Source organism: Mycobacterium sp. M26 (assembly GCF_001494595.1).
Lineage (GTDB): Bacteria > Actinomycetota > Actinomycetes > Mycobacteriales > Mycobacteriaceae > Mycobacterium.
This window is the reverse complement of record NZ_LN929908.1, coordinates 1,604,078-1,630,219: the sequence shown is the minus strand read 5'-3', so window position 1 is coordinate 1,630,219 and position 26,142 is coordinate 1,604,078. Positions and strand designations below refer to the sequence as shown.

At 68.7% G+C, this 26,142-nt stretch carries 26 protein-coding genes and 1 pseudogene; 10 read left to right on the top strand and 17 right to left on the bottom strand.

All coding sequences use genetic code 11. The annotated features are described in order from the left end of the window. The first annotated feature begins 27 nt into the window (after positions 1 to 27). Positions 28 to 1,461, top strand: coding sequence for an acyl-CoA carboxylase subunit beta (locus BN3385_RS17040; protein ID WP_059018363.1), 1,434 nt, complete (start codon positions 28 to 30; stop codon positions 1,459 to 1,461). A 55-nt stretch (positions 1,462 to 1,516) separates the two neighbouring features. Here the strand turns inward: BN3385_RS17040 and BN3385_RS17035 are convergent. The 3 genes and pseudogenes from BN3385_RS17035 to BN3385_RS17025 form a co-directional block, all read right to left on the bottom strand. Beyond that, positions 1,517 to 2,842, bottom strand: a pseudogene (locus BN3385_RS17035) (amino acid permease); the annotation flags it as partial. A 63-nt stretch (positions 2,843 to 2,905) separates the two neighbouring features. After that, entirely contained in the window at positions 2,906 to 4,444 is a 1,539-nt protein-coding gene (locus tag BN3385_RS17030) for a glycerol-3-phosphate dehydrogenase/oxidase (protein ID WP_059018361.1), read from the bottom strand. Continuing rightward, positions 4,441 to 5,022 carry a TetR/AcrR family transcriptional regulator gene (locus tag BN3385_RS17025; RefSeq protein WP_059018359.1) on the bottom strand — a complete coding sequence of 194 codons (582 nt, stop codon included), beginning with the start codon at positions 5,020 to 5,022 and terminating at the stop codon, positions 4,441 to 4,443. Before BN3385_RS17025 ends, BN3385_RS17030 begins: the two co-directional genes overlap by 4 nt. A gap of 56 nt (positions 5,023 to 5,078) precedes the next feature. Between BN3385_RS17025 and BN3385_RS17020 the strand changes: the two genes are divergently transcribed. Continuing rightward, the gene (locus tag BN3385_RS17020) at positions 5,079 to 6,656 is read left to right on the top strand and encodes an FAD-binding oxidoreductase (RefSeq protein WP_082690731.1); all 1,578 of its coding nucleotides are present in this window, start codon (positions 5,079 to 5,081) and stop codon (positions 6,654 to 6,656) included. After that, positions 6,653 to 7,549 carry a diacylglycerol kinase gene (locus BN3385_RS17015; protein WP_059018356.1) on the top strand — a complete coding sequence of 299 codons (897 nt, stop codon included), beginning with the start codon at positions 6,653 to 6,655 and terminating at the stop codon, positions 7,547 to 7,549. Before BN3385_RS17020 ends, BN3385_RS17015 begins: the two co-directional genes overlap by 4 nt. Here the strand turns inward: BN3385_RS17015 and BN3385_RS17010 are convergent. Then, positions 7,546 to 7,980, bottom strand: coding sequence for an SRPBCC family protein (locus BN3385_RS17010; RefSeq protein WP_059018354.1), 435 nt, complete (start codon positions 7,978 to 7,980; stop codon positions 7,546 to 7,548). The two genes, BN3385_RS17015 and BN3385_RS17010, sit on opposite strands and share 4 nt — an antisense overlap. A gap of 122 nt (positions 7,981 to 8,102) precedes the next feature. Here BN3385_RS17010 and BN3385_RS28675 point away from each other — a divergent pair, with 122 nt between their 5' ends. Together BN3385_RS28675 and BN3385_RS17000 are read left to right on the top strand one after the other, a co-directional pair. Beyond that, positions 8,103 to 8,573: a GNAT family N-acetyltransferase gene (locus BN3385_RS28675; RefSeq protein ID WP_197415227.1), complete on the top strand. Its 471-nt coding sequence runs from the start codon at positions 8,103 to 8,105 to the stop codon at positions 8,571 to 8,573. Then, positions 8,563 to 10,023: an HNH endonuclease signature motif containing protein gene (locus BN3385_RS17000; protein ID WP_059018349.1), complete on the top strand. Its 1,461-nt coding sequence runs from the start codon at positions 8,563 to 8,565 to the stop codon at positions 10,021 to 10,023. Before BN3385_RS28675 ends, BN3385_RS17000 begins: the two co-directional genes overlap by 11 nt. Positions 10,024 to 10,030: 7 nt before the next feature. On the opposite strand, the gene BN3385_RS16995 is transcribed toward BN3385_RS17000, so the two are convergent. The 3 genes from BN3385_RS16995 to BN3385_RS16985 form a co-directional block, all read right to left on the bottom strand. Continuing rightward, entirely contained in the window at positions 10,031 to 10,543 is a 513-nt protein-coding gene (locus BN3385_RS16995; RefSeq protein ID WP_059018347.1) for a DUF3145 domain-containing protein, read from the bottom strand. Positions 10,544 to 10,652: 109 nt separating this feature from the next. After that, complete coding sequence (locus tag BN3385_RS16990; RefSeq protein ID WP_059018345.1) at positions 10,653 to 11,480, bottom strand: serine hydrolase domain-containing protein; 828 nt, start codon at positions 11,478 to 11,480, stop codon at positions 10,653 to 10,655. 9 nt (positions 11,481 to 11,489) lie between these two features. Continuing rightward, entirely contained in the window at positions 11,490 to 12,479 is a 990-nt protein-coding gene (locus BN3385_RS16985) for a tetratricopeptide repeat protein (RefSeq protein WP_059018344.1), read from the bottom strand. Positions 12,480 to 12,547: 68 nt separating this feature from the next. Here BN3385_RS16985 and BN3385_RS16980 point away from each other — a divergent pair, with 68 nt between their 5' ends. Next, positions 12,548 to 13,633 (top strand): S-(hydroxymethyl)mycothiol dehydrogenase, encoded by a 1,086-nt coding sequence (locus BN3385_RS16980; RefSeq protein WP_059018342.1) that lies wholly within the window; start codon positions 12,548 to 12,550, stop codon positions 13,631 to 13,633. Then, positions 13,630 to 14,253, top strand: coding sequence for an MBL fold metallo-hydrolase (locus BN3385_RS16975; RefSeq protein WP_059018340.1), 624 nt, complete (start codon positions 13,630 to 13,632; stop codon positions 14,251 to 14,253). Before BN3385_RS16980 ends, BN3385_RS16975 begins: the two co-directional genes overlap by 4 nt. Here the strand turns inward: BN3385_RS16975 and BN3385_RS16970 are convergent. The 3 genes from BN3385_RS16970 to BN3385_RS16960 are packed head-to-tail and all read right to left on the bottom strand — an operon-like array spanning position 14,250 to position 16,845. Then, the gene (locus tag BN3385_RS16970; RefSeq protein ID WP_059018339.1) at positions 14,250 to 15,407 is read right to left on the bottom strand and encodes a zinc-binding dehydrogenase; all 1,158 of its coding nucleotides are present in this window, start codon (positions 15,405 to 15,407) and stop codon (positions 14,250 to 14,252) included. The two genes, BN3385_RS16975 and BN3385_RS16970, sit on opposite strands and share 4 nt — an antisense overlap. 20 nt (positions 15,408 to 15,427) lie before the next feature. After that, positions 15,428 to 16,150: an SHOCT domain-containing protein gene (locus BN3385_RS16965; protein WP_082690730.1), complete on the bottom strand. Its 723-nt coding sequence runs from the start codon at positions 16,148 to 16,150 to the stop codon at positions 15,428 to 15,430. A gap of 14 nt (positions 16,151 to 16,164) precedes the next feature. Continuing rightward, positions 16,165 to 16,845: a TetR/AcrR family transcriptional regulator gene (locus BN3385_RS16960; protein ID WP_231748752.1), complete on the bottom strand. Its 681-nt coding sequence runs from the start codon at positions 16,843 to 16,845 to the stop codon at positions 16,165 to 16,167. A gap of 58 nt (positions 16,846 to 16,903) precedes the next feature. Between BN3385_RS16960 and BN3385_RS16955 the strand changes: the two genes are divergently transcribed. Genes BN3385_RS16955 through BN3385_RS16945 form a run of 3 tightly spaced genes read left to right on the top strand, consistent with a single transcriptional unit; the run spans position 16,904 to position 19,225 of the window. Further along, positions 16,904 to 17,851 (top strand): SDR family oxidoreductase, encoded by a 948-nt coding sequence (locus BN3385_RS16955; protein WP_059018337.1) that lies wholly within the window; start codon positions 16,904 to 16,906, stop codon positions 17,849 to 17,851. Between the two features lie 50 nt (positions 17,852 to 17,901). Continuing rightward, positions 17,902 to 18,138, top strand: coding sequence for a hypothetical protein (locus BN3385_RS16950; RefSeq protein WP_059018335.1), 237 nt, complete (start codon positions 17,902 to 17,904; stop codon positions 18,136 to 18,138). A 1-nt stretch (position 18,139) separates the two neighbouring features. Next, positions 18,140 to 19,225 (top strand): class I SAM-dependent methyltransferase, encoded by a 1,086-nt coding sequence (locus BN3385_RS16945; RefSeq protein WP_059018334.1) that lies wholly within the window; start codon positions 18,140 to 18,142, stop codon positions 19,223 to 19,225. Here BN3385_RS16945 and BN3385_RS29350 read toward each other — a convergent pair. From BN3385_RS29350 to BN3385_RS16910, 7 genes are all read right to left on the bottom strand, one after another. Next, on the bottom strand, positions 19,217 to 19,420 hold the full coding sequence (locus BN3385_RS29350) for a hypothetical protein (protein ID WP_197415226.1): 204 nt from the start codon (positions 19,418 to 19,420) through the stop codon (positions 19,217 to 19,219). The genes BN3385_RS16945 and BN3385_RS29350 overlap by 9 nt on opposite strands. Then, the gene (locus BN3385_RS16935) at positions 19,417 to 20,718 is read right to left on the bottom strand and encodes an Hsp70 family protein (RefSeq protein WP_353612231.1); all 1,302 of its coding nucleotides are present in this window, start codon (positions 20,716 to 20,718) and stop codon (positions 19,417 to 19,419) included. Before BN3385_RS16935 ends, BN3385_RS29350 begins: the two co-directional genes overlap by 4 nt. 96 nt (positions 20,719 to 20,814) lie before the next feature. Further along, on the bottom strand, positions 20,815 to 21,888 hold the full coding sequence (locus tag BN3385_RS16930; protein ID WP_082690516.1) for an NAD(P)H-dependent amine dehydrogenase family protein: 1,074 nt from the start codon (positions 21,886 to 21,888) through the stop codon (positions 20,815 to 20,817). A 9-nt stretch (positions 21,889 to 21,897) separates the two neighbouring features. Further along, positions 21,898 to 22,908, bottom strand: coding sequence for a Rieske (2Fe-2S) protein (locus tag BN3385_RS16925; protein ID WP_059018327.1), 1,011 nt, complete (start codon positions 22,906 to 22,908; stop codon positions 21,898 to 21,900). Further along, positions 22,905 to 24,443, bottom strand: coding sequence for an FAD-dependent oxidoreductase (locus BN3385_RS16920; protein ID WP_059018325.1), 1,539 nt, complete (start codon positions 24,441 to 24,443; stop codon positions 22,905 to 22,907). Before BN3385_RS16920 ends, BN3385_RS16925 begins: the two co-directional genes overlap by 4 nt. Further along, positions 24,440 to 25,168 (bottom strand): class I SAM-dependent methyltransferase, encoded by a 729-nt coding sequence (locus BN3385_RS16915; RefSeq protein WP_231748751.1) that lies wholly within the window; start codon positions 25,166 to 25,168, stop codon positions 24,440 to 24,442. The genes BN3385_RS16920 and BN3385_RS16915 overlap by 4 nt, the downstream gene beginning before the upstream one ends. Before the next feature lie 40 nt (positions 25,169 to 25,208). Further along, a complete protein-coding gene (locus BN3385_RS16910; protein WP_059018323.1) occupies positions 25,209 to 26,141 on the bottom strand; it encodes a phytoene/squalene synthase family protein in 933 nt (310 codons plus the stop codon). Position 26,142: the final 1 nt, after the last annotated feature.

Genomic DNA, 26,142 nt, shown 5'->3' with positions numbered 1-26,142 from the left:
CGACCGGCGCGCACTAAGGAGATTTGGATGACGATCATGGCACCTGAGACGGTCGGCGAATCGCTCGACCCGCGCGACCCGCTGCTGCGCCTGCGCACCTTCTTCGACGACGACAGCGTCGAGCTGCTGCACGAGCGTGACCGCTCAGGTGTCCTGGCCGCGGCCGGCACCGTCAACGGTGTGCGGACCATCGCGTTCTGCACCGACGGCACCGTCATGGGCGGCGCCATGGGTGTGGAGGGCTGCCAGCACATCGTCAACGCCTACGACACCGCCATCGAGGAGCAGAGTCCGATCGTGGGCATCTGGCACTCCGGCGGCGCGCGGCTGGCCGAGGGCGTCAAGGCCCTGCACGCCGTGGGCCTGGTGTTCGAGGCCATGATCCGGGCGTCCGGCTACATCCCGCAGATCTCGGTGGTCGTCGGCTTCGCCGCCGGCGGTGCCGCCTACGGGCCGGCGCTGACCGACGTCGTCATCATGGCCAGCGAGGGCCGGGTGTTCGTCACCGGTCCGGACGTGGTGCGCAGCGTCACCGGTGAGGACGTCGACATGGCCTCGCTCGGTGGCCCCGACACCCACCACAAGAAGTCCGGCGTGTGCCACATCGTCGCCGACAGCGAGCTCGACGCCTACGCCCGCGGCCGCCGGCTGGTCGGATTGTTCAGCCAGCAGGGTCATTTCGACCGCAGCAAGGCCGAGGCCGGCGAGGTCGATCTGCATGCACTGCTGCCCGAGTCCCCGCGCCGCGCCTACGACGTGCACCCGCTCGTCGAGGCACTGCTGGACAAGGATGACGAGGGCAACTCGACATTCGAAGAGTTCCAGGGCAAGTGGGCGCCGTCGATCGTGGTCGGCATCGGCCGGCTGGCCGGCCGGTCCGTCGGCATCCTTGCCAACAACCCGCTACGCCTGGGCGGCTGCCTGAACTCCGAAAGTGCCGAGAAGGCAGCACGTCTGGTTCGCCTGTGCGACGCGTTCGGCATCCCGCTGGTGGTCATCGTCGACGTGCCGGGCTACCTGCCCGGTGTCGACCAGGAGTGGGGCGGCGTGGTGCGTCGCGGCGCGAAGCTGCTGCACGCCTTCGGCGAGGCGACGGTCCCCCGCGTCACGCTGGTGACCCGAAAGATCTACGGCGGGGCCTACATCGCGATGAACTCACGCTCGCTCGGTGCCACCAAGGTGTTCGCGTGGCCGGACGCCGAGGTCGCGGTCATGGGCGCCAAGGCCGCGGTCGGCATTCTGCACAAGAAGAAGCTGGCCGCCGCTGAAGATCACGAGCGCGAGGCGCTGCACGAGGAGTTGGCCGCCGAGCACGAGCGGATCGCCGGCGGGGTGGATTCCGCCATCGAGATCGGCGTGGTCGACGAGAAGATCGACCCGGCGCACACCCGCGGCAAGGTCACCCAGGCCCTGGCCGAGGCACCCGCCCGTCGCGGCCGCCACAAGAACATTCCGCTGTAACCCGTCCCTAACGGGAGGCCGTGGCCGGTTCCCTGGATTCGGGCTCGCGGGTGAATCTGCGCGCCACGAAGTACAGGACCACCACCACCGCCCACGACAGCAGGCTCAGCAGCAGTTGCGAGCGGAGCTTGTCGTCGAGGTACATCTGCACCAGGATCGCCAGCATCGCGACGATGGTGAGGATCGACAGGACCGGGAACAGCCACATCTTCAGCCGCAGTTCGGCGTGTCCGTGCCGGTAGCGCAGCACGATCTGTGAGACCGCGATCAGCAGGTAGACGAACAGAATGATCGCGCCGCTGGAGTTCAGCAGGAACGCGAAGATGGTGTCCTCGGCGAACGCGGCGGCGATGACACAGGCGAAGCCGATGATCGACGAGAACAGGATGGCATTGGCCGGCACTCCGCGTGCCGTCACCTGGACCAACGCCTTGGGTGCTTCCCGTCGCGCCGCCAGGACGAACATCATCCGCGACGCGGTGTACATCCCGGAGTTCAGACAGCTCAGCACCGCGGTGAGCACGACGGCGTTCATGATGTCGTCGGCGTAGGGAATGCCCATCTTGGTGAACGCCGCCACGAACGGTGAGGCCGCCAGGCCGCTGTCGTTCCACGGCACGATCGTCACGATCAGGAACACCGACAGCACGTAGAACACCAGGATCCGCATGATCACCGAATTCGCTGCTCGCGCAACGGCTTTCTCCGGATCTGAGGACTCGGCAGCGGCGATGGTGGCGATCTCCGGGCCGACCATGGAGAAGATCACCGTGACGATACCGACCGTGATCACCCCGGCACCCATCGGCAGGAAGCCGCCGTTGCTGGTGAGGTTGCCGAAGTCGAGCGACTTGTTGGGCCACAGCCCCAGCACGAAGCAGGCTCCGATCGCAATGAAGACCAGGATGGCCGCGACCTTGACTCCGGCGAACCAGAATTCGAACTCGCCGTAGGACTTCACCGAGAACAGGTTGGTCGCCGTCATCAGCACCATGAACACCAAGGCGCACAACCACAGCGGGACATCGACCCAGTACTGGACGATCTTGGCGCCGGCGATCGCCTCGAAGCCCACGACGATCACCCAGAAGTACCAGTACAGCCAGCCAACCGAGAAGCCGGCCCAGTGGCCGAGTGCTTCGCGGGAGTAGTCGGCGAACGACCCGGTCGACGGGTTGGCCACCGCCATCTCGGCGAGCATCCGCATGACCATGATGATCAGGACGCCCGAGAGCGCGTAGGTGATGAACGCTCCCGGACCGGTATCGCCGATCACGACTCCGGACCCGACAAACAGGCCGGCGCCGATCACGCCGCCGATCGCGATCATTCGCAATTGCCGCTGGTTGAGGGCCTTCTTCAAGGTCGGTGTCGCTGTCATGGCATCCTCCGGCGTCGCGGGAAACAGACGTTGAATGCCCATTTCAGCCGGCGGTTAAGCCTGTCAGCTGGTCGCGGCGAGGAACTCCTCGGCGGCCGCGGTCGCCCGCTCACGGTCGGCCGCCACCAAGCCGATCCGCGTGCGCCGGTCCAGGACGTCGTCAGCGCTCAGCGCGCCCTCGTGCGTCACGGCGAACTCGAACTCCGCACGGGTCACGTCGATCCCGTCGGCGACCAGGTCGGTGGGCCGCTCGCAGCGCGCCGAGGCGATGACGTTGGGCGACTCGGCGCCGTAGCGGGCGACCAGCGACCCGGGCAGCTCAGCCGTCGTGCGCAGCGTGGCAACGGGATTGGCCGGCGCACCAACCAGGGGCAGGTTGCGGGTGCGGCACGGACCGGCGCTCACCGATCGGGCGGCGAACGCGCGGTCCAGCGTGTCCTGCGCCATGTGCCGGTACTCGGTCAGCTTGCCGCCGACCACGCTGAAGACCCCGGCACCGGATTCGATGACGGCGTGGTCGCGGGACAGGTCGGAGGTACGGCCTTCACCGGAGTCGATCAGTGGCCGCAGACCGGCGTACGCGCCGCGCACATCAGCGGTGCCCAGTGCCGTGCCCAGCGCGGTATTGACGGTGTCGAGCAGGAAGCCGACCTCGGCCGGAGTCGGTTCGGGGACATCGGGAATCGGCCCCGGGGCGTCCTCGTCGGTGAGTCCCAGGTACACCCTGCCCAGCTGTTCGGGCATGGCGAAGACGAAGCGGTTGATCTCCCCCGGGATCGGAATGGTCAGTGCCGCAGTGGGATTACCGAACGAGGCGGCGTCGAACACCAGATGGGTTCCCCGGCTCGGACGCAGCGTGATCGACGAGTCCACTTCGCCCGCCCACACTCCCGTCGCGTTGATGACCACGCGGGCCGCCACGGTCAGCGTCTCCCCCGTCAGTTCGTCGGTCAGCAGCACCGAGTCGCCGGTGGCCGACGTCGCCGACAGCCGGGTCAGGATCCGCGCGCCGTGCTGGGCGGCGGTTCGCGCAACCGCGGTGACCAGGCGGGCGTCGTCGATCAACTGGCCGTCGTAGGCCAGCAGTGCTCCGTCGAGGCCGTCGCGCCGGACCGTCGGCGCCATCGCCACGGCCTGCTGGGGGCCGATCCGCCGCGACCGCGGCAGAGTGGCGGATTTCGTTCCGGCCAACGCGCGCAACGCATCACCGGCGACGAACCCGACCCGGACCAGGGCACGCTGAGCCCGGCTCATCGAGGGCAGCAAGGGCACCAACTGCGGCATGGCGTGCACCAGATGCGGCGCATTACGGGTCATCAGGATCCCGCGCTCGACCGCGCTGCGGCGTGCGATACCGACGTTGCCGGTGGCCAGGTAGCGCAGGCCGCCGTGGACCAGCTTGGAACTCCAGCGGCTGGTGCCGAACGCCAGATCGTGCTTTTCGACCAGTACGACGGACAGTCCCCGGCTGGCGGCGTCGAGGGCGATGCCGGCGCCGGTGATGCCGCCACCGATGACGATGACGTCGACGCGGCCGTCGTCTCCGAGTGCCGTCAGGTCGGCGGTGCGGCGGGCGGCGTTGAGGGCGGTGAGGTCACTCATGGTGCGAGGTATCCGTTCAGTGCATGGGCGAGTTCGACGGCCAGGGATTGGGCGTCGAGGATGGTTTCCACGATCGGGCCGGACTGGATCGACGATTGGGCGATCAGCAGGACCATGGCCGACATCTGCCGGGCGTCACCGGCCCGCACGCTGCCGTCGGCCTGGGCGGTGCGCAGTTCCTTCTCGACGAGGTCGATCAGGATCTGCTGGCTGGTACCGAGCCGGCCGGTGATGTAAACCATCGCGAGGTCCGGGGCCGACCGCAGGACCGCGACGATCAGTTCGTCGTCACGCAGCCGTTGGGCGACCTCGACAACCCGGGCCACCACACCTTCGCGCCCCGGCTGGCGGGCCGGGATGGACGTCCACGTTCCAGTGATCCGGTCGGTGAGCAGCGACGCCAGGATCGTGCGGGTGTCGGGCCAGCGCCGGTAGACGGTCGGGCGGCTGACGCCCGCGCGACGGGCGATCTCGGCCAGGGTGACCCGATCGACGCCGAAATCGCGGACACAGCTGGCCGCGGCGGTCATGATGCGATCGTCGATGGCGACCGAATCTGCGTTACTGATTGACAGCATGTGTAATACTGTAACGCATGATCAACGACGATGGCCAGAAGACCCTCATTCCGCCGATGGCGTGGAACGCCTGGGGCGACCCGGAAGCGGCCAAACCGCTGTCCGACGGCATTCGTAGCCTGCTCGAGCAGGCCCTGGGAGTGACCACCTCCACCGTGGCAGCCCCGAGCATCGACGAGGTCGTGCTGCGGCCGTCGTCACTGCCGGCCAGCGACCGGGAGGGCCTGGTCGCGATCGTCGGTGCAGACTATGTGCGGACCGCCGACCGTGAGCGTCTGTTGTACGCCGGCGGCAAGTCCACGCTGGACCTGTTGCGCCGCAAGCAGACTCACCAGGATGCGCCGGACGCGGTGCTGCTGCCCGCCGATGAGGATCAGATCGCCGCCGTGCTGGCGTACTGCACCGAGCACGGCATCGCCGTGGTCCCCTTCGGCGGCGGCACCAGTGTGGTCGGCGGTCTGGATCCGATCCGCGGACAGTTCGGTTCGGTCATCTCCCTGGATCTGCGACGCCTCGACGCACTGCACTGGCTCGACGAGACGTCCAGCGAGGCCGAACTCGGGGCGGGCGTCACCGGCCCGGACGCCGAGCGACTGCTCGGCGAGCGCGGCTTCTCCCTCGGACACTTCCCGCAGAGCTTCCGCTTCGCCACCATCGGCGGGTACGCGGCCACCCGGTCCTCGGGACAGGACTCCGCGGGGTACGGCCGGTTCAACGACATGATCCGCGGACTCACCGTCGTCACGCCGGTCGGCGTTCTCGACCTCGGCCGGGCGCCGGAGACCGCGGCCGGGCCGGATCTGCGTGAGCTGTTCTCCGGATCCGAGGGCGTCTTCGGCGTCATCACCCGGGTCCGGCTGCGGGTGCACCCGGTTCCGGCGGCGGTGCGCTACGAGGCATGGTCGTTCCCGGACTTCAGCACCGGCGCCGCGGCCCTGCGCGCGGTGACCCAGACCGGCACCGGCCCGACCGTGATGCGGCTGTCCGACGAGGCCGAGACCGGCGTCAACCTTGCCACCACCGGCAGCATCGGCGAGCAGACCATCACCGGCGGCTGCCTGGGTATCACGGTGTTCGAGGGCACCCCCGAGCATGCCGAGAGCCGGCACGCCGAGACCCGGGCGGTACTGGAGGCCAACGGCGGGACGTCGCTGGGTGAAGGCCCGGCACGCGCCTGGGAGCACGGCCGTTTCGACGCCCCCTATCTGCGCGACTCGCTGCTGGCGGCCGGGGCACTGTGCGAAACGCTCGAGACAGCGACCACGTGGTCGAATCTTCCGGTGCTGAAGGCGGCGGTGACGGAGGCGCTGACGACCTCGCTGGCCGAAAGCGGCACACCGGCGCTGGTGATGTGCCACATTTCGCATGTGTACCCCACCGGAGCGTCGCTGTACTTCACTGTCGTGGCGGGCCAGCGCGGAGATGTCACCGAGCAGTGGCGGGCCGCGAAAGTGGCTGCCTGCGAGGCGATCACGCGCGTCGGAGCGACGATCACCCATCACCACGCGGTGGGTGCCGACCACCGTCCGTGGATGACCGCCGAGGTCGGCGAACTCGGAGTGAAGGTGCTGCAGGCCGTCAAGCAGGCGGTGGATCCGGCCGGAATCCTGAACCCGGGCAAGCTGATTCCATGATCAGCCATGTCACGCTGCTGACGAATCCGATGTCGGGGCATGGCAATGCCCCGCATGCCTCGGAGCGGGCGGTGGCCCGGTTCCAGGAGTTGGGAATCGATGTCGTCCAGGTTGTCGGCCGTGACGCCGCCCATGCCCGTGAACTGGTGGACGAGGCGCTGAGCCAGGACACCGACGCACTCGTCGTGGTGGGCGGTGACGGGGTGATCCGGCTGGCGCTGCAGGCGGTGGCGCGTACCGAGATTCCGCTGGGGATCGTGCCGGCCGGCACGGGAAATGACCATGCACGCGAATACCGTTTGCCGACAAGCGATCCCGAAGGCGCGGTGGACATCATCGCGGCCGGACGTCTCGAGACTGTCGACCTGGGTTTGATCAAGGGTGTCGACGGCAGCAGCACGTGGTTCGGCACCGTCGCGGCAACGGGTTTCGACTCGCTGGTCAGCGACCGGGTGAACCGGATGAGCTGGCCGCACGGGCGGATGCGCTACAACCTGGCGATGGTGGCCGAGCTGTCGAAGCTTCGGCTGCTGCCGTTCCGGATGGTGCTCGACGGCGAGCGAGAGATCAACACCCGACTCACGCTGGCGGCGTTCGGCAACACCCGCAGCTACGGCGGTGGGATGCAGATTTGCCCGGGCGCCAACCACTCTGACGGGATGCTCGACATCACGATGGTGCACTCAGAATCGCGGACCCGGTTGATCCGGTTGTTCCCCACGGTGTTCAAGGGCACCCACGTCAACCTCGACGAGGTGACCGTCGACCGGGCCCGGACCGTGACCGTGGAGTGCCCCGGCATCAACGCCTACGCCGACGGTGACTACGTCTGCCCGCTGCCCGCCGAGATCTCGGCGGTGCCCGGCGCGCTGAAGATTTTCGTTCCGGCCTAGCCCTCGAGCGCCTTTGCGCAGCCCGCGAGGATGGACGAGAACCCGGACCGCAAAAGCGGCGCGGCGATCGCCTCGGTGAGTCGCCCGCCGGCCCGCAGCGGATAGGCCAGATCGCTCACCCACACCACGTGAGTTCCGGCGGCGGTGGGGGTGAGAGTGAGGCTCCCACCGTCATGGTGCATCGGTGGGAACGATCGGATGATGCGGTAGGAGTATCCGTGCGGCCGATCGAACGCAGTGATCTCCTCTCGCAGCCACATCGAGACCGCCACCGCCTCGCGAACCGCACCCACCCCCGGCTCAACGGTCGGCGCGGACCAACCAGCCCGGAAGATCAGCGGCGTCGCGGTCAGGTTCACCGGATCGGCCAGCCAGTCGAAGACTCGTTCCGGCGGCGCCGCGATGGTCCGCTCGACGCGCAGGTGCAGCATATTTGCAGGCTAGGCCGTATACGGTCACCGCGGACCGGAAACTAGTGTTGGGGTACCCCATTGTCGAGAGGGGGTCTCAGGTGGATTCGATGGTGCAGTGGCCGAGCGCTCGTGTGCGGGCGATGACGGCCGCGGACGCCGAACTCGTCGCGGGGTGGCGCTACGACGGCGATTGGGCGGTATACGACCAGCCGTCGGTGTCCGCCTTCCTCGATCAGCTCCCCCTGTACTTCGTTGTCGAGGACGGCTCCGGGCCCGTCGGTTTCCTCTGCACCGGAGCGGCCGCGCGAGTAGCCGGGATGACCGAAGAGAAGGACACGGTCGATCTCGGTCTCGGACTGCGTCCCGACCTCACCGGCCGGGGCAACGGTCAGCAGTTCGGAGCCATCGTCCTGCGTTTCGTCGAGGAGCGATTCCCAAGCAAGACGGTGCGCGCGGCCGTCCAGTCCTGGAACACCCGAAGCTTGTCCCTCACCCGCAGCCTCGGCTTCGCGCCCGTCAGCGAACTCGTCACGTCGCAGGTCACTTACCAGATCGTCGCGCGAACACATCTTGTCAGACCCATCTGGCATACTCGAACACATGTTCGATAATGGTCTTCGATTCGCCAGCGACGCCGACGTCGTGACGGCGATCGCGGACCTCGCCCGCGAGGAGGCCAGGACTGCCGCCAGGCGCGTCGCGGCGATCAGCGAACTGGTGCGCAGGCGCTGCGGCGATGACGAGCGCGGCTACTGGGCCTGCGACCCGTGGGATGCCGCTGCCGCCGAGATCGGCGCCGCCCTCGGGGTGAGCCGGGGCCGCGCTTCCGGTGACATGTTCCTCGGTCTCTCGCTGCGCCACCGCCTGCCCCAGGTCGCCGACCTGTTTCTGGAAGGCCTCATCAGCTACCGGGTGTGCGCCGCGATCGCCGACCGCACCGACCTGATCCAGGACCGCACGGCCCTTCACCTCATCGACTCCGCGATCGCCGAGCACGCCCGCTCGTGGGGCGTGCTGTCGGCGTACAAGCTGGAGAAGGCCGTCGATGCCTGGGTGGACCGGATCGATCCTGGCGCACTGCATCAGACCCGTTCGCGGGCAAGGGATCGCGACGTCGAATTCGGCTCACGCAATGATGCGGGCGGGACGACCTCAGTGCGCGGCCGCCTCTACGCCACCGACGCCGCCCTGCTCGACCGCCGCCTCATGCAAATGGCCCGCGGTGTCTGCGACGACGATCCGCGCACCACGGGGCAACGCCGAGCGGACGCACTCGGCGCCCTGGCGGCCGGGTCGGATCGGCTGGCCTGCCAGTGCGGCGCACCGGATTGCCCGGCGGCCGACGACGACGGACGCGCCGGCAGCGTCGTGATCCATGTGATCACCGATGCCGACGTCACCACCCTCACCCCGGATCCAGCGATGTCCGGCGAGGATGTCGATGCCGACGATGACGCGCCGGGGCAGACAGGCACCGCGACGTTGACCGGTCGCGGCGGGGTCGTTCCGACACCGCTGCTGGCCGAGTACATCCGTGGCGGCGCCCGGGTGCGGAACATCCGCAGGCCCGCCGACGAGCCCGAGTCGGGCTACCGCCCGTCGGCGGCTTTGGCGGAGTTCGTCCGCCTCCGCGATCTCACCTGCCGATTCCCGAACTGCGACGTGCCGGCCGAACTCTGCGATATCGACCACACGATCCCGTGGCCATTCGGCCCGACCCATGCGTCCAACCTCAAGTGCATGTGCCGAAAAGACCACTTGCTCAAGACGTTCTGGGACGGATGGTCCGATGTGCAGTTCCCCGACGGCACTGTCGAGTGGACGTCTCCGACCGGCAGGGTCTACCTGACCACACCGGGCAGCCGGCTACTTCTCCCGCAGTGGAACACCACGACGAGTTCGCTGCCGCCACCGGGAAAAGTCGATCCATCGCGTGCCCGCACCCTGATGATGCCGACCCGGCGACGAACCCGGGCCCAGAACCGGGCCCGCTACATCAGCCGCGAACGCGCACTCAATGACGCACGGGTCGCGGAACGCAACGCACCGCCGCCGTTCTGACCGCGGCTCAGCCGACCCCGCGGCTCAGCCAGCTGACCTCGCCGCTGTCGCCACCATCGCGATAGGGCTCCAGCGCGTCGTCCCACGCGGTGCCGAGCACCGAATCCAACTCAGCGGCCAAGGTGTCGGCGCCGGCGGCCATCAGATCTCGCAGGCGCATCTCGCCGACCATGGTGTCACCGTTGGCGCTCATCGATCCGCTCCACAGACCCAGCTGCGGGGTGTGGCAGAACCGCTGGCCATCCACGCCCGCACTGGGGTCCTCGGTGACCTCGAAACGCAACACCGACCACGAGCGCAGCGCATTCGCCAACCGGGCACCGGTACCCACCGGGCCCACCCAGTTGGTGACCGCGCGCAGCTGGCCAGGCATGGCCGGTTGCGGGGTCCACTTCAGATTCGCCCTGGCATTCAGGGTCGACGACAACGCCCACTCGACATGTGGGCACACCGCCGCGGGCGAGGCATGGACATACACCACGCCAGTCGTCGCGTCGGCGAACTGGTTCGACGCACGCATAACTTGCTCCTTCGGCTCCACGAGGGACGTCTTCCCCAACGACCTGGTGTGTGCAGAAGATGCAGTTGTTTCGTGCGTGTTTATTGTGCCTTGTGAGGCGCCTGTTGCGCTAGTCGGTGCCGTACTCTCTCAGAACTTCATCAGACAACGCCGGCCACAACGGTTTGGCCCACTCGTCGAAGTCCCGCGATGTGAGCACTACCAGGGCCAATGCCCGCTCCGGGTCCACCCAGATGAACGTGCCAGTCTGGCCGAAATGCCCGAACGTCCGCGCCGAGTTGCCCGCCCCGGTCCAGTGCGGCGACTTCCCGTCGCGGATCTCGAAGCCGAGCCCCCAATCGTTGGGCCGCTGAACCCCGAACCCGGGCAGCACGCCGGTCAGTCCGGGGAACTGCACGCTGGTCGCCTCGGCATGCATCGAGGCCGACACCGTCCGCGGCACCAGCAGGTCGCCGGCGAATACCGCCAGGTCAGCGACCGTCGACACCGCCCCATAGCCGGCCGCGACCGCGCCATCAGCCAATCCCGAGGACGCCATCCCCAGCGGTTCGAAGATCGCCTCGGTGAGGTACTGCCCGAACTCGATCCCCGAGTTCGCCTCGATCGTCTCCGCCAGCACAGTGAACCCGTAGTTCGAATACACCCGCCGCTTGCCGGGCTCGGCCATCACCTCGGCCGAGTGCATGGCCAGCCCCGACGCATGCGCCAGCAGGTGGCGGACCGTACTCCCGGGCGGGCCTGCCGGGGTGTCGAGTTCCACCACCCCCTCCTCCACCGCAACCTGCGCCGCCCGGGCGACCAGTGGCTTGGTGACCGACGCCAGCCGGTACGAGGCATCGAGGTCGCCATACCGGGCGAGCACCCCGGCCGGTCCGACCACGGCGGCCGACGCCGCGGGCACCGGCCAGTCGGCAATGACGTCGAGTGGCGTGTGCATCCGGTGAGGCTAGCCCAGCCGGGCGCCGAGTCCCCGGTGTGCCACCGCCATCCAGCGGTAGACCTCGGCGACCTCGTACTCCACCCCGTTGACCCGCGGGTCACGTAACGCCGCCCGCAGAGCGACAGTCGCATCGCGGTAGTGGCCCCGGCACGCCAGCAGCGCCCCACGCAGCACCACATCGGGCGATCCGGCCTCGTCAAGCTCGCGCAGATAACCTGCCACGGCATCCAGATCACCTGCGGCAAGGGCAATCTCAGCCGCGCCACGAATCAGCCGCAGCCGGTGACGCGGGTCAGCCTCGGCCAGCGCCGCCTGCACATGCTCGCGCGCAGAGTCCACGTCGCCGCGTGCGCAGCGCAGCAGCGCCTCACCGGGTTGCGGATCCACCCCGAGTTCGCGGGCCCTGGCGTATGCAGCGAACGCGCCGTCGACATCCCCGCGCCGCCGGCGCACCTCGCCCAACTCGTAGAACGCCTCCCCGCGGGCCCGCCGCGCCGCAGCCTCTACCGGCTCGCCCTCAACCGCCGCATCGAACGGCCGCGACACCCCGCGCAGCGCCGCCGATCGCTCGGCCACCCCCTCAGCGTGATCGGTCAGCACCGCGACCACGGTCTCCAGATACGTCAGCCGCACCACGGCCGGGCCGTCGGGCGCACTACCCAGCAAGCCGCGGGCCCGGCTGATCCAGCTCTGTCCGACAGCCACGTCCCCGCGGGCCAGCCACGCCGATCCCAGCTCGACAGCCTTGGCCGCCGCGGCCCCGGGATCGGTTCTGACCAGCCGCACATAGACCATCTCCGCGACGCGCACCGCCTCTCGGCCGTGCCCCAACCGCCAGGCCGCGACGGCCATCGCATCAAGGTCGTCGAGGCTCAGCGGACCGACCGCACCGGCCCGCGAGAACGCGGCATAGCTGTTCTCCCAGTCGCCCTCCCGGTAAGCGGCGCGGGCGGCGGCGAGGAGATCAGGCTGGGTTTCGAGTCGTACGGCAAGCAAGCCTCAACCGTATCGCTGGTTGGAACTGGCATGCGGCATTCCGGCGGACTCACGCTAAGGTTTGACTCATGAGTCAAACAGTGCGCGGTGTGATTTCTCGATCCAAGAAGCAGCCCGTCGAGCTCGTCGACATCATCATCCCCGACCCCGGTCCGGGTGAAGTCGTAGTCGACGTGACCGCGTGCGGCGTCTGCCACACCGACCTGACCTACCGCGAGGGCGGCATCAACGACGAATACCCCTTCCTGCTCGGCCATGAGGCCGCGGGCACCGTCGAAGCCGTCGGCCCCGGCGTCACCAACGTCGCCCCCGGTGACTTCGTGATCCTCAACTGGCGCGCGGTCTGCGGCCAGTGCCGCGCCTGCAAGCGCGGCCGTCCGTGGTACTGCTTCGACACCTTCAACGCCACCCAGAAGATGACCCTGACCGATGGCACCGAGCTCACCCCGGCGCTGGGCATCGGCGCGTTCGCCGACAAGACGCTGGTGCACGAAGGTCAGTGCACCAAGGTCGATCCCGAGGCTGACCCCGCTGTCGCGGGCCTGCTGGGCTGCGGCGTGATGGCCGGTCTGGGCGCCGCGGTCAACACCGGGCATATCGGCCGTGACGACACCGTCGCGGTCATCGGCTGCGGTGGCGTGGGCGATGCCGCCATCGCCGGTGCGGCTCTGGTCGGGGCCCGTACGATCATCGCCGTCGACACCGACAACACCAAGCTGAACTGGGCCCGCGAATTCGGCGCCACCCACACCATCAACGCCAAGGAGCTCGACGTCGTCGAGACCATCCAGGACCTCACCGACGGGTTCGGCGCCGACGTGGTGATCGACGCGGTCGGCCGTCCGGAGACCTGGAAGCAGGCCTTCTACGCCCGCGATCTGGCCGGAACCGTTGTGCTGGTGGGTGTTCCGACGCCGGACATGAAGTTGGAGATGCCGCTGGTGGACTTCTTCTCCCGCGGCGGGGCGCTGAAGTCGTCCTGGTACGGCGACTGCCTGCCCGAGCGCGACTTCCCCACCCTGATCAGCCTCTACCGCCAGGGCCGGCTACCCCTGGAGAAGTTCGTCTCCGAGCGCATCGGCCTGGAAGGTATCGAGGACGCCTTCCACAAGATGCACGCCGGCGAAGTGCTGCGTTCGGTGGTCGTCCTGTGAGTGGCATCGAGCGGCTCGTCACCCACGGCACCTTCGAACTCGACGGTGGCAGTTGGGAAGTCGACAACAACATCTGGATCGTCGGTGACGACAAGGAGGTCATCGTCATCGACGCCGCGCACGACGCCAAAGCCATTGAGGATGCCGTCGGCAACCGGCACGTCGTCGCGGTCGTCTGCACCCACGGCCACAACGACCACATCACCGTCGCCCCGCAGCTCAGCGCGGACCTCGACGCACCCGTCCTGCTCAACCCGGCCGATGACATGCTCTGGCGGATGACCCACGGCGACAAGCAGTTCCGCGCCATCGAGGACGGTCAGGTGCTCAAGGCCGACGGCATCGAGCTGCACGCGATCGCCACCCCGGGGCACTCCCCCGGCTCAACCTGCCTCTACGCACCGGCACTGGGTGCGGTGTTCTCCGGGGACACCCTGTTCCAGGGCGGCCCCGGTGCCACCGGACGCTCGTTCTCGGACTTCCCGACCATCCTCGGGTCGATCAAGGACAAGCTCGGCAAACTGCCCGCCGATACCGTGGTGTACACCGGCCACGGTGACACCACCCGGATCGGCGACGAGCTGGTCAACTACGACGACTGGGTCGCCAGAGGCCACTAGGGCGTGGTCGCAGCGCTGCGGGGGTCCACCAGAATCTTCGCGTGAGATTCCGGATCCCCCAGCGCCTCGAACGCCGCAGCCACCCCGGCCAGGCCCACCTTGCCGGTGATCAACGGTGACGCGTTGAGCTTGCCGTCGGCCAGCATGTGCAGGGTGTCGCGGAATTCCAATGGCGTGTAGGCGAACACGAAGCGCAGGTCGATCTCCTTGCCGCCGGCCAGCGCAGGTCGGAACGTGTCGGGACTCATGCACACGCCGACGACGACCACGCGTGAGCCCAGTGGCGCGGCGGCGATGATTCCGTCGATCATCCCCGGAAGGCCGACGCATTCGAAGACCACCGGGCGCTTGGGTCCAGCGGCACCGAGCGCATCGGCGATGCGGTACACGTGCTGCCACCCGGGCAGCTTGCGCAGCTTCTCCATCGACCCGACCGCGAGGTCGGTCAGGCCGGAGAAGTCAGTCACCACCCCCTTGCCTGACGCCCGGTCATAAGGCGACTCCACCTTCGGGTCCACCACGATGTCGGCACCGCAGCGGGCGGCCAGAGCGCGCCGGCCGGGCGAAAAATCGCTGGCGACGATCGTCTCGACGCCGCTGGCCTTGAGCTGGCAGATGACCGCCAGCCCGACCGGCCCGCAGCCGATCACGATGGCCGTATCGCGCTTGGTGACCTCGCCGCGTCGCACCGCATGCAACGCCACCGCCATCGGTTCGGTCAGGGCCGCGACGTCCATCGACAGCCCGTTGGGCACCGCGAAGGTCATCGCCGCCTCGACCAGGACCTGCTCGGCATAACCACCGGGTGCCAGCGGGGACAGCCCGGTCAGCTGGACACCACCGTGGGCCCGCACCATCGGGAACGACACCACCCTGGTGCCCACCTTGAAGGCCTTCGGCGTCTTGGCCCCCCGCTCGGCCACCTCGCCGGAGAACTCGTGTCCGAAGACGGTCGGGGTGTCGCCGCGCATGCCGTCCGGATAACCGGTCTCCTCGAAGATCCCGGCCAACTCGTCGGCATGGTCCTTGGCGTGTAGGTCAGACCCGCAGATCCCGCAGCTTCGCACGTCGAGCACCAGCTGCCCGTCCGCGGGCCGCGGAGCGGCGATCTCGACAACCGACAATGTTCCCTGCACACAGCTGACAGCCTTCACAGCGCCGAGTGTAGGCCGCGCTATCCCCGCAGAATTCGCCGCTTCTCCGCTTCGAACTCGGCCTCGGTCAGCGCACCCGAGTCTCGCAGGGCCGCAATGGTTTTCAGCTGCTCAAGACGAACGCCCTGGTCAGTGGGGGCGAACGGGTCCACCGGCGGGGACAGGGCAGTCGGCATCTCCTGCAGTCCCACCCCCTGCGACCCGCTGTTGTGCAGCCGCTTGAACACCCGCGACAGGATCACGTCGAGCAACCCCACCCCGAACACCGCGAGGAACACCCAGTGCAGGAAGTCGTAGTCGCTCTCGTGACCGAACGCCAGCCTCGGGTTGATGTAACCGTTGACGTCGCCGCCGGTCTTGATCTGGTAGACGCCCGCGGTGTCCACCTGGGCGATCCAGATTCGCAGGTGGGTATCACTGTTGACCGTCGTTGTCCCACTGGGCTTTTCGGTCAGCACCGGGTCGGGGGCGCCCTCCGGTGGGATGATGCTCAGCTTCAGGGCCGGCACCGGGAAGTTGCCTGACGGCGATCCGGTCACCGAGGTGTGAAAGCTGATCTGCACCTCGCCGGCCGGCAGTTCGATCTGACCGGAGCCGGGGATCGGGATCTCGCCGTAGGCATCGAACTCGTCGAGGACGAAGGCATTGAGCACCATGACGATGATGAACCCGACCCCGCCGACGACCATGCCGAGGATTCCGGTGATGGCCATGATCCGGGAGGCCGACCAGCTGCCCTTCATGGCCGCCAAGTGTGTCACGACGGGCTCTGCGCCGCCGCCCCAATCAGCCAGGTCGTCAGCCCGGCCTGCAGCCCGTCGGCGAACCGGCATGCCGGGTCGGGAAAGCCGAGTTCCTCGACGGCCTGGCGCACCGGCTCGGTCGGCACCGAGAACGGATACATCCCGGCGACCAGCGTCAGGATGCCCTCCCCGATGAATCCGAGGAACTCCTCGGCCAGCCACGGCAGTTGCCTGCCCACCACGGCCGACAGCTCACCGATGGTCTGCATGGCCCGGACCTTGAAGTCCAAAGCGAACTGGGCGGAGATGTTGCGCTCGAGCACCCCGGCCATCGCGCCGAGCAGCTCGCACAGCAGAGCCCGCTCCACCAGTGTCTCGGCGATCACGGCCGCGACCCGGATCTCGCTGTCGTAGTTCGGCTTTCGCGGCTGTGGTGCACCCAGACGCTCATCCAGCTCGACGAGCCAGGACCGGCACTCCGAGTCGAGCAGCTCCAGGAAGATCGCCTCGCGGCTCTCGAAGTAGCGCAGCACATTGGACTTCGCCAGCCCCACGCGTTCGCTGATATCGCGCAATGTGACGCCGTCGACACCGCTGACGGCCAGCGCCTCGCGCGCGGCGGCCAGGATGGCCGTCCGCCGGGCGGCCATCTGCTCGGGCCGGCGGGCCCGCTGGAACGTCGACGTCACGGCCATAATTTAGCAGACCACCGTTCTCTTGTTATCAGACCAGCGTTCTGTTACTGTCGCGGCCATGGCTGACCTCTCCCTCACCGTTCCCGATCTGTCCGGCAAGCTCGCCGTCGTCACCGGCTCCAACAGCGGCCTCGGCCTCGGCGTCACCAAGCGCTTCGCGGCCGCCGGCGCCGAAGTCATCATGGCGATCCGCAACCAGGCCAAAGGCGAAGCCGCGGCCGCCGAGATTCGCGCCGCCAACCCGGCCGCCAAACTCACGCTCAAGAGCATCGACCTGTCCTCGCTGGCCAGCGTCGCCGCGCTCGGCGAGGAGCTCAACGCCGAAGGCCGCCCGATCGACATCCTGGTGAACAACGCCGGCGTCATGCAGCCGCCGCAGCGCGACACCACCTCCGACGGCTTCGAATTGCAGTTCGGCGCCAACCACCTGGGCCACTTCGCCCTCACCGCCCACCTGCTGCCGCTGCTGCGGGCCGCGACCAACCCCCGCGTGGTCTCGCTGAGCAGCCTGGCCGCCCGGATCGGAGGCATCAACTTCGACGACCCCAACTTCGAGCGCAGCTACTCCGCCAACGCCTCCTACGCGCAGTCCAAGAGCGCGACGCTGATGTTCGCCATCGAACTGGACCGGCTCAGCCGCCAGCACGGCTGGGGCATCCTGTCCAACGCCGCGCACCCCGGCCTGTGCAAGACGAACCTGCAGATCAGCGGACCGTCACACGGCCGCGAGAAGCCCACCGCACTCGCCCGGTTCTACCAGTTCAGCTGGCGCTACATGCCGTTCATGTGGCAGGAGGTCGACGAGGGCATCCTCCCGGTGCTCTATGCCGCCGCCGACCCGAACGCCCGCGGCGGCCAGTTCTACGGGCCCAAGGGCTTCATGGAAATGGCCGGCGGCGGGGTCAAGGAAGGCAAGATCCTGCCCCGCGCCACCGACGCCGACGGATGCCGGCGGCTCTGGCAGATCTCGGAAGATCTCACCGGCGTGCGTTATCCCAACAATTGATCCCGGGGCGACTACCGTCACCTGCACAGCAGCGAGTACGGGAGGTCGCCATGTCCCCTGACGAGTCCAAGCCCACCGGCGGGGCGGTACAGCGATTCGCGCTGCGCTACTGGCTGGCCATCCTGCTGGTGGTGCTCGCGGCGGTCTTCATCGGCCAGAACCGCGATCGCCAGCAGGTGCACGTTCTGTGGATCACCGTGGAGTCACCGATGTGGCTGCTGCTGACCGCGATGCTCGTCGTGGGCGTCGTGGTCGGCCTGCTGCTGGGTCGCCGTCGCCGAAACTGACGTGCCCGAGTCCAGCATCGTGGTGCGTCCACAACCGATGGACAGCGCCACCTACACTGCCTCCTCGCGACTGCAGGCAGCCGGATTGCGCCCTGCCATCGCCCTTTTCGAGGACGCCGCCCGCAGTGTGCCGCTGCCGCGCGCCCCGCAGCCGATCGCGATCGCGGACTACGGCGCGGCCAACGGGTTCAACTCGCTGCTCCCGATCAGCGCGGCCATCGCGATCGTGCGCGGGCGCACCCGTCCCGACCACGCCATCCTGGTGGCCCACACCGACGTCCCCGACAACGACTTCAGTGCGCTGTTCGCCACCCTGTCCGATGATCAGGACAGCTACCTGAAGAAGGACGCCGCCACCTTCGCCTCCGCGGTCGGGCGATCGTTCTACAAGCAGATCCTGCCCTCGGACAGCATTGCGCTGGGCTGGAGTTCGTGGGCGGTGCACTGGCTGAGCCGGGTGCCGACGCCGATCCCCGACCACGTACAGATCTCCTACAGCTCCGACGAACAGGCCCGCCGCGCCTACGCGCGCCAGGCCGCCGAGGACTGGCACGAGTTCGTCGCATTCCGCGGCCGCGAACTGGCCCCCGGCGGCCGGCTGGTGGTGCTGACCGTCGGGCTGGAACCCGATGGCGGCTCGGGGTTTCGGCCGGCGTTCGACGCGGTGGTCGCCCAGCTGCGGCAGATGGTCGAGGACAAGTTCGTCACCAGCGATGAGGTGCGACGGATGTCGATACCGTCAATGGGCCGCGACGAGAAGGACTTTCGCGCACCGTTCGCGCCGTCGGGCCGGTTCGAGGGGTTGTCGATCGAGCATCTGGAGTTGTTCAACGCCGAGGACCGGTTCTGGGCGCAGTACCGCACTAATAAGGACGCGACGGTATTCGGCGCGAATTGGGCTGGGTTCCTTCGTGCCTCGATCTTCCCCACGCTGGCCGCCGCGCTCGACGGCGGCTTAGGCGACCCACGGGGCACCGAGTTCGTCGACCGGTTGGAGGCCGGGGTAGCCGCCCAATTGGCTGCCGCGCCCGAGCAGATGTCGATCCCGCTGGCCAAGCTGGTCCTGGAGAAGCGGCCGTCAGCCTGAGATTGTGGGCTGCAAGAACGGCGGCAGGCCGGGAATCGTCGGGATCGGCGGAATCGTCGGGATGATCGGCGGCGGCGCAGTGACAGTGGCCGTCTCGGTGACCGGCGGCGGGGTCGACACTGTCGTGGTGACGACGGTCGTCGTCGCCGTCTCGGTCACTGGCGGGGGCGGCGGAGCCTCGACCACCTGGGTCACCGGCGCCGGGGCTTGCACCACGGTCCGCGGTGCCGGTTGCTCGACCGGCGCCTGCAGTTGCACCGGACTGGGCGACGCTGCGCAACGGCCGTTCCGGCCCCGGCCAGCGCGATCACGGCCAGTGCAGCCGCCACCACCGGCAACGGCCTGCGATACCAGGGCGCGGGGCCGTCGGCCACCTCGGCGGGCTCGTGCTCGAAGTCGATGGGCGGCCGGATAGCGACGGCGGGTTCGGGCTCGGGTGCCTTGATGTCCGGCACGTCCGGGGCCTGCGACCAGGCCAGCGCGGCGCCGGTGAGGGGCGCGGGATCGGCGGCCGGTGCGACCAGGGGCGCCGCAACCGGGGCGGCGGCCAGCGCGGTCGGGTTGTCGTCAGCCGGGCCGCGGGCGGCCCGCAATGCGGCACCGATCGCCGGGATGAGGCCCGGGCGCGGCGCGGTGATGACGGGCACCCGCAGATGCTCGGACAGGGTCGTGGTGAGTGCCGGGATGGCCGCGCCGCCGCCGATCGTCGCGACGGCGGCCAGTTCGGCCGGACGCACCCCCGCCCGACTCAGCTGGTCCATCACTGCCGCTGCCAGGTCGGCCAGCGGCCGGCGCAGCACTTCGTCGAGTTCCAGCCGGGTCAGCCGGACGTCACCGGTGAAACCGGGCAGCTGGGCCGGGATCGCGGTCACCGAGGCGGTGGACAGCCGTTCCTTGGCGGCCCGGCAGTCAGCCCGCAGCCGGGTGAGCGAACCGATGGCCGAGGTGCCGGTGATGTCGATGCCCGCGGACAGTTCCCCCACCACATGGGCGAGCACACCCTGGTCGACCAGGTCACCGGAGAAGTCCTGGTAGCGCAGGGGCGCCTCGATCGGCCGATATCCGGCCGCCGCATCGAGCAGGGTCACCGTGGTCCCGCTGCCGCCGACGTCACACAGGGCCACCAACCCGCGTGCCGGCAGCCCAGGGTCGACCTGCAAGGCCGTCGCAGCCGCTGCCGCATCGGGGACCAGCAGCAGGTCAGCGGCCGACCACTCGGGGAGGCGGCGGAGGGCACGGCGCAGACCCTCAACAGCTGCCGGTGCCCAGTGCGCGGGGTAGGTCAGCGCGGCGGCAGGCGGCAGCGGACGGCCGGCGGTGGCCTCGTAGCCCAGCCCGCGCAGCGCGTCGGCCAGCAAATCTCCTGCCGAATGCACCGATCCGTCGGCGGCCACGATGCCCACCGGATCGCCGACACGGTCGACGAAGTCGCTGATCGTCAGGCCGGGAAGCGTGAGAACGGGCTTGCGCGTGACACTTCGGTCCGACGTCACAGCAGCCAGTGTGGTAGCTCCGACCGACAGGCCAATGGCCGGTTTCGTTGCGTCAGTCATCACCGGAAATGTCGGTCTGACCGCCGCGGACGTTACTCAGCGAATGATGCCGCGACCCGGGATCAGGGGCAGGTCCAGGGGTGTGACCCAGCCCGGGGACAGGTCGTTCACGGCTGGGACGGCGTTGAGCGCGCGCAGGCCGGTGGACAGGCAGCCGGCGGTGGCGGCATCGCGTCCGGAACCGTCGGTGAAGCGGAACGCGGTCTCCTGGAAGATGCTCGGCGTGCCCTCGATGTCGACCCGGTAGACGTCGTCCTGGTCACCCGAGGGCCAATCCGGGGCGGCGTCTCTGCCGATCCGGTTGACGTGCTCGAGCTGGATCCTGGTCTCGCCCCGGTAGACGCCGTTGATGGTGAATCGCACCGCAGCCACATGCTCCGCCTGGATGACGCCCTTGACGGTCTTGCGCTCGGTGGGGGTCACCCACTTGTCCCAGGTGGTGGTGATCTCGTCGAGTTCGATCCCGGCCGCGTAGGCGATCATCGGCACCGTGGCGCCCCAGGCGAACACCAGCACGTCGGAGTTCTGCAGCAGGGGCTTGAACTCCGGCTCGCGGCCGATGCCCATCTCGAACTCGTAGTCACCCTCGTAGTTCGTGTAGTCCAGCAGTTCGGAGGCTCGCACCCGGCGCACCTCGGAGGTCAGCCCCATCAGGGTCATCGGGAACAGGTCGTTGGCGAACCCCGGGTCGATGCCGGTGGTGAAGCACGACGAGCGGCCTTCCTCGCAAGCCTTGGTGATCGGGTCGATCCAGTTCGGCGGGTTGAGGTGCATCTTGGGCCACACCCACGGCGTCATGGCCGTCGAGCACACATCGATGCCGGCCGTCAGGAACCGGCTGATCAGGTCGATGTTGGCGTCGGCGTGCGCGGCCGTGGGCCCGTAGTGGACCAGGGCGTCGGGCTTCAGCGCGATCAGGGCGTCGACGTCATCGGTTGCCAGTACCCCGGTCGGCTCGGACAGTCCGCAGATCTCGCCGACGTCGACACCGACCTTGGCCGGGTTGCTCACCCCCACCCCGACCAGTTCGAACTCGGGATGTTTGAGCACCTCCGGGATGACCATCCTGCCGACGAAACCGGTACCCCAGATCACTATTCGCTTAGCCACGCTCGGAGCCTAGCTGGATGAGTTGTCCCGCAAAGCAAATCGACGTTCGGCGTAAGCCAGATCGTCGCGCCACAGCCGCGCGGCGGCCACCCGCATCAGCGGGGTGATCAACGGAGCGGCCCGCAGCGAGTACTTGAAACCCGTGCGGTCGGACTGGGCGATGACGGCCTCGATCACCGCGGTGCGGGGCCGCCCGTCGGGTCCGCGGCCGATCGGGGTCGCATGGGTCTCCACCACGCTGCCCGCGCCCTCGCCGTCGACGATCCGCATAACGATCGTGCGCGGCTCCGGGGTGGTGAACTCCGCGATCACCGGGACACCGAGGCGACCCATCCGGAACGTCACCGCGACCAGGAACCGGTCGGTGTCCTCGTCGGCATCGTCCGGCGGGGCGCTGAGCACCTCGAGCTGGGTGAACGAATAAGGGTGGAACCAGGCGCCGTGCCACGGGTCCAGCCGGTTGGCGATGACATCGGACGGTTCGCAGATGCCTTCGAGCCGGGTCACGGCGGCCAGCCGCGCACCCGTCGGCCGTGGCGGGATCACCGGCTGCTCCAGCGGTTCCTCACCGCCGACGCGATCCAGCCGGACCCACACCAGCACGCCATCGTCGAACGCGGGCAACGGTTTCCAGCCGAACTCCCGCTTGCCTGCGAGTTTCAGGCCGTGCCACGGGCAGATCAACGCACCGCAGTCCACCGTGCCGGTGGCGAGGTCCGCGCCCAGGTGCGGGCAGGCCGCCGGGCCGACGTGCAGCCCGCCCTGCTGGTCGCGCCAGGCCACGATCTCCACACCGCCGACCCGGGTGCCGAACGGCTTGTCGGACTTGACATCCGAACTGGCGGCGAAGACGAACCAGTTACCGCTGGCCCGCTGCTCGGCGCGTTGCAGTGCCGAGTTGATCAGAGCGGGCTGGGCATCCTGATAGGTGGGTTTCTGGTTGGCCCAGTCCAGCTTCGGAACAACCTGCAGCGGAATGCCTTTGGGAAAACGGGCGGCCAGCCGCGACGTGATGCTCATGACGCCTGAGCCTTTCTCGGGGTGGCCAGCCGGCGCAGAACCGGCGAACGACCCTGCACCGGAACGGTGTGCACCGTATGTCCGCTGACCCCCCAGCCGGCCAGCAGCCGGTTCGCGGCCGTCCACCCGGTGGTGGCGGCGCGCTCCATCAACGCTACCGGCAGGTCGATGCGGATGCCGTCACCGGCGAGCATCAGGTTGGGCACCGGGGTCTCGACGGTGGGCCGGTCGGCGAAGGAACCCGGGTAGAACAGCGGGCAGTCCTCGCGGAACAGGATGGTCTCCTTGACGATCCCGGCCTGCGCGGTCTCCGGGTAGAGCTGGTGCAACCGGCCCAGCATGCGTTCCCGCAGCCCCTCGAACGGCGGCGGGTCCACCACCGAGTAGGAGTGCACCTCGACCACCGAACCGCCGTGGGCGCGGGCCCACTCGGCGGCTTGGCGTTCGTAGTTGCTGACCACGCTGATGTTGTCGACCGGTTCAAGTCCGCCGGTGCCCAGGAAGGGCGGGCGGCCCGCGTCGAGCGGCCGGTCCAGCCACAGCCGCTGCACCACGAAGGGCGGCGCGGTGCGCAAACGTGCCACCTGCTCGCGCCACTGCTCATCACCCAGTCCCGGCGAGGCCGCCACGATCTGCTGCAAGCCGCCCGGATCGGTGGCCAGCACCACGGCGTCGGCATCAATGGTGGTGCCGTCGGAGACGCTCACCTGCAGCGTCTTGGAACCACCCTGGTTGACCGAATCCACCGACACCCCGGTGCGGAAGACGACACCCTGCTCGACGAGATACTCCCCCAGCGGATCCCACAGCGCGGTGTTGAAGTTCGACTCGGCGACGTCGAACACCAGACCTTCGCTGGAGCCCAGGAAGTAGATGTGGAACATCGCCGCCAGCTCCGCGGCCGACAACCGCTCAGGGCGGGCGAAGAAGCTGCGGGCGAACACCTCGAAGGCCAGGTGCCGGGCCGCGATCGGGAAGTTGATGTTGGTCAGGAACGTCTCGGCGTCCAGATCGTCGAGCTGATCGTAGATCTCGGGCACCGACACCGCGGCCAGCGGAGCCGCCGCAGGTGCGTTGAGCCGCAACAGATCCCGTATCCGGAAGGTGGGGCTGCGCAGCGCGAACACCAGTGCGTTCCACGGCGGTGTCTTGGGCAGGCCGCGGAAGGTGTCCCGGCGGCCCTCGCCGTCGACCAGCGGGTAGTCCTCGACCGGGCGCAACCGGTCCAGTCCGGGATCGCTGCGGCGCAACAGGGCACGCAGGTTGTAGTACTGCCGGAAGAAGGCGTGGAAGCCGCGGTTGTTGGCCACCTCGGTGCCGTCATCGAGGGTCTCGGTCCAGCCGCCGACGCGGCCGCCCAGATAGTCCTGGCGTTCCAGGACCTCGACGGAGACCCCGCGCTCGGCCAGGCCGGTGGCCGCGGCCAGACCGGCGATACCGGCGCCGACGACGACGACGTGCGGGGTGTTGGGCAGCGCGTTGGCATGCGGCAGCCCGGACTGAGCCGGATGTGCGACTCGGCGTGGATCGATCATTGTGGTGCGTCCGCCAGGAAGGTATGGACGATGTCGCGCTGCCAGCCGGGCATGGTCTCGCTGTGCACGCCGGTGAACCCGGCGGCGGCGAGCCTGCGCTGGAAGTCTTTGGCACCGTCGAAGGTGTTCACACTGCGCCAGAGGTGGCGGTAGAGGGTGCTGTCCCCGGTCTGCCGCCAGCCCGCCGGGATGATGATGCCCCAGCACACGGCGTTCCAAATCGCTTTGGCCGCACGCGAATCGCTCACCGAATACTCGTGCACCGCCAGGGTGGCACCTGGCCGCAGCAGGCCACGGAAGGTCCGCAGGACCGTGTCGGGATCGGCCAGGTTGCGCAGCAGGTAGGCAGCCAGGATGCCGTCGAACGGCCCTTCGACCCCGGCCTCGGCGATCCCCTCGATCGGGGTGTGAACAAAGCGCACATTGTCCGGCCACGACTTGGCCCTGGCCTCGGTCAGCATGCCCGCCGAGGCGTCAACGGCGACGATCTCGGCATGCGGGGCTGCCTCGAGCAGGGCCGCGGTCGACGCACCGGTGCCGCAGCCGGCGTCCAGCAGGCGCAGCCCGCGGCCGCCGTCGGCGATCCGCATCCGGCGTGCCGAGATGCGCAGGTGGTCGTGATAGCCGGGGTTGGCGCCGACCAGCCGGTCGTAGGCCGCCGCGCCGACGTCGAAGGCGCCGGGAACCTGTTCCCGTTGCAGTCCTCGCTGGCCGACACTTACCACTGGCGATCCTTTCGATCGAAAGCGCCGATGATGCAGTACATCAGGCAGCGCCGTACCTTCGGGCCCGTCGCGCACGGACCAGTCCGCCGGCGAACACCTGGACCCGGCGACCCGTACCGACGGTAGCCCGCTGGCTGAACACTTCGAAGTCGATCGACTCGATGCGGTCGAGGATCTCCGAGTACAGCGTGAACGCGGTGGCCACACACGGCCGCGACTGCGGGGCCAGCAGCGCGATGCCCTTGCGGGCCTCGCGGTAGATCTCCCGGGTGATGTCGTGCTGGGCGGCCAGGGCCTGACGGACCCGGGAATCGGTGCGACGGCTCTGGTGGCACCAGGTCAGCAGGTCGCGGTCCACCCCGAAGGCGGCCATCTCGTCGGCGGGCAGGTAGACCCGGTTGCGGTCGAGGTCTTCGTCGATGTCCCGCAGGAAGTTGGTCAGCTGGAACGCCCGGCCCAGCGCCTCGGCGAAGGGCTCGGCCTCGGCGGTCGGACCGACCGTGCCCAGGATCGGCAGCATCTGCAGACCGATGACCTCGGCCGACCCGCGCATGTAGTGGTTGAGCGCGGCCCGGTCCGGATAGTCGGTGACGGTCAGATCCATCCGCATCGACGTCAGGAAATCGTCGAACAGATCCAGCGGAATGCGGTAGGTGCGCGCGGTATGCAGCACCGCGGGCAACACCGGCTCACTGGGATCGGCTGTGCCGCTGAAGAACTTGGCCGACAGCCGATCCAGGCGGGCCTCCCGTTCGGCGATGGTGGCCGTCGACTCCAGATCGTCGAGGATGTCATCGGCGTACCGGGCGAACCCGTACAGCGCGTGCACGGCCGGCCGCTGCGAGGGGGCCAGCAGCCGGGTGGCCAGGAAGTACGTCCGGCCGTGCTGGGCGTTGAGCCTGCGGCAGTACCGGTAGGACTCGCGCAGCCGTTCGTCGTCGATCCCCGCGGCGTGTAACTCGGTGTGGATCATC

What these genes read in the sequence shown, in the direction of transcription:
- BN3385_RS16960 (WP_231748752.1), bottom strand. Translation starts at nt 16,845, where the DNA reads ATGGCCGTGACGTCGACGTTCCAGCGGGCCCGCCGGCCCGAGCAGATG.
- BN3385_RS16990 (WP_059018345.1), bottom strand. Translation starts at nt 11,480, where the DNA reads ATGCACACGCCACTCGACGTCATTGCCGACTGGCCGGTGCCCGCGGCG.
- BN3385_RS16980 (WP_059018342.1), top strand. Translation starts at nt 12,548, where the DNA reads ATGAGTCAAACAGTGCGCGGTGTGATTTCTCGATCCAAGAAGCAGCCC.
- BN3385_RS17020 (WP_082690731.1), top strand. Translation starts at nt 5,079, where the DNA reads ATGGCGTGGAACGCCTGGGGCGACCCGGAAGCGGCCAAACCGCTGTCC.
- BN3385_RS16995 (WP_059018347.1), bottom strand. Translation starts at nt 10,543, where the DNA reads ATGCGTGCGTCGAACCAGTTCGCCGACGCGACGACTGGCGTGGTGTAT.
- BN3385_RS28675 (WP_197415227.1), top strand. Translation starts at nt 8,103, where the DNA reads ATGACGGCCGCGGACGCCGAACTCGTCGCGGGGTGGCGCTACGACGGC.
- BN3385_RS17000 (WP_059018349.1), top strand. Translation starts at nt 8,563, where the DNA reads ATGTTCGATAATGGTCTTCGATTCGCCAGCGACGCCGACGTCGTGACG.
- BN3385_RS17025 (WP_059018359.1), bottom strand. Translation starts at nt 5,022, where the DNA reads ATGCTGTCAATCAGTAACGCAGATTCGGTCGCCATCGACGATCGCATC.
- BN3385_RS16955 (WP_059018337.1), top strand. Translation starts at nt 16,904, where the DNA reads ATGGCTGACCTCTCCCTCACCGTTCCCGATCTGTCCGGCAAGCTCGCC.
- BN3385_RS16910 (WP_059018323.1), bottom strand. Translation starts at nt 26,141, where the DNA reads ATGATCCACACCGAGTTACACGCCGCGGGGATCGACGACGAACGGCTG.
- BN3385_RS16965 (WP_082690730.1), bottom strand. Translation starts at nt 16,150, where the DNA reads ATGAAGGGCAGCTGGTCGGCCTCCCGGATCATGGCCATCACCGGAATC.
- BN3385_RS17015 (WP_059018356.1), top strand. Translation starts at nt 6,653, where the DNA reads ATGATCAGCCATGTCACGCTGCTGACGAATCCGATGTCGGGGCATGGC.
- BN3385_RS16920 (WP_059018325.1), bottom strand. Translation starts at nt 24,443, where the DNA reads ATGATCGATCCACGCCGAGTCGCACATCCGGCTCAGTCCGGGCTGCCG.
- BN3385_RS17030 (WP_059018361.1), bottom strand. Translation starts at nt 4,444, where the DNA reads ATGAGTGACCTCACCGCCCTCAACGCCGCCCGCCGCACCGCCGACCTG.
- BN3385_RS16925 (WP_059018327.1), bottom strand. Translation starts at nt 22,908, where the DNA reads ATGAGCATCACGTCGCGGCTGGCCGCCCGTTTTCCCAAAGGCATTCCG.
- BN3385_RS16950 (WP_059018335.1), top strand. Translation starts at nt 17,902, where the DNA reads ATGTCCCCTGACGAGTCCAAGCCCACCGGCGGGGCGGTACAGCGATTC.
- BN3385_RS17010 (WP_059018354.1), bottom strand. Translation starts at nt 7,980, where the DNA reads ATGCTGCACCTGCGCGTCGAGCGGACCATCGCGGCGCCGCCGGAACGA.
- BN3385_RS17040 (WP_059018363.1), top strand. Translation starts at nt 28, where the DNA reads ATGACGATCATGGCACCTGAGACGGTCGGCGAATCGCTCGACCCGCGC.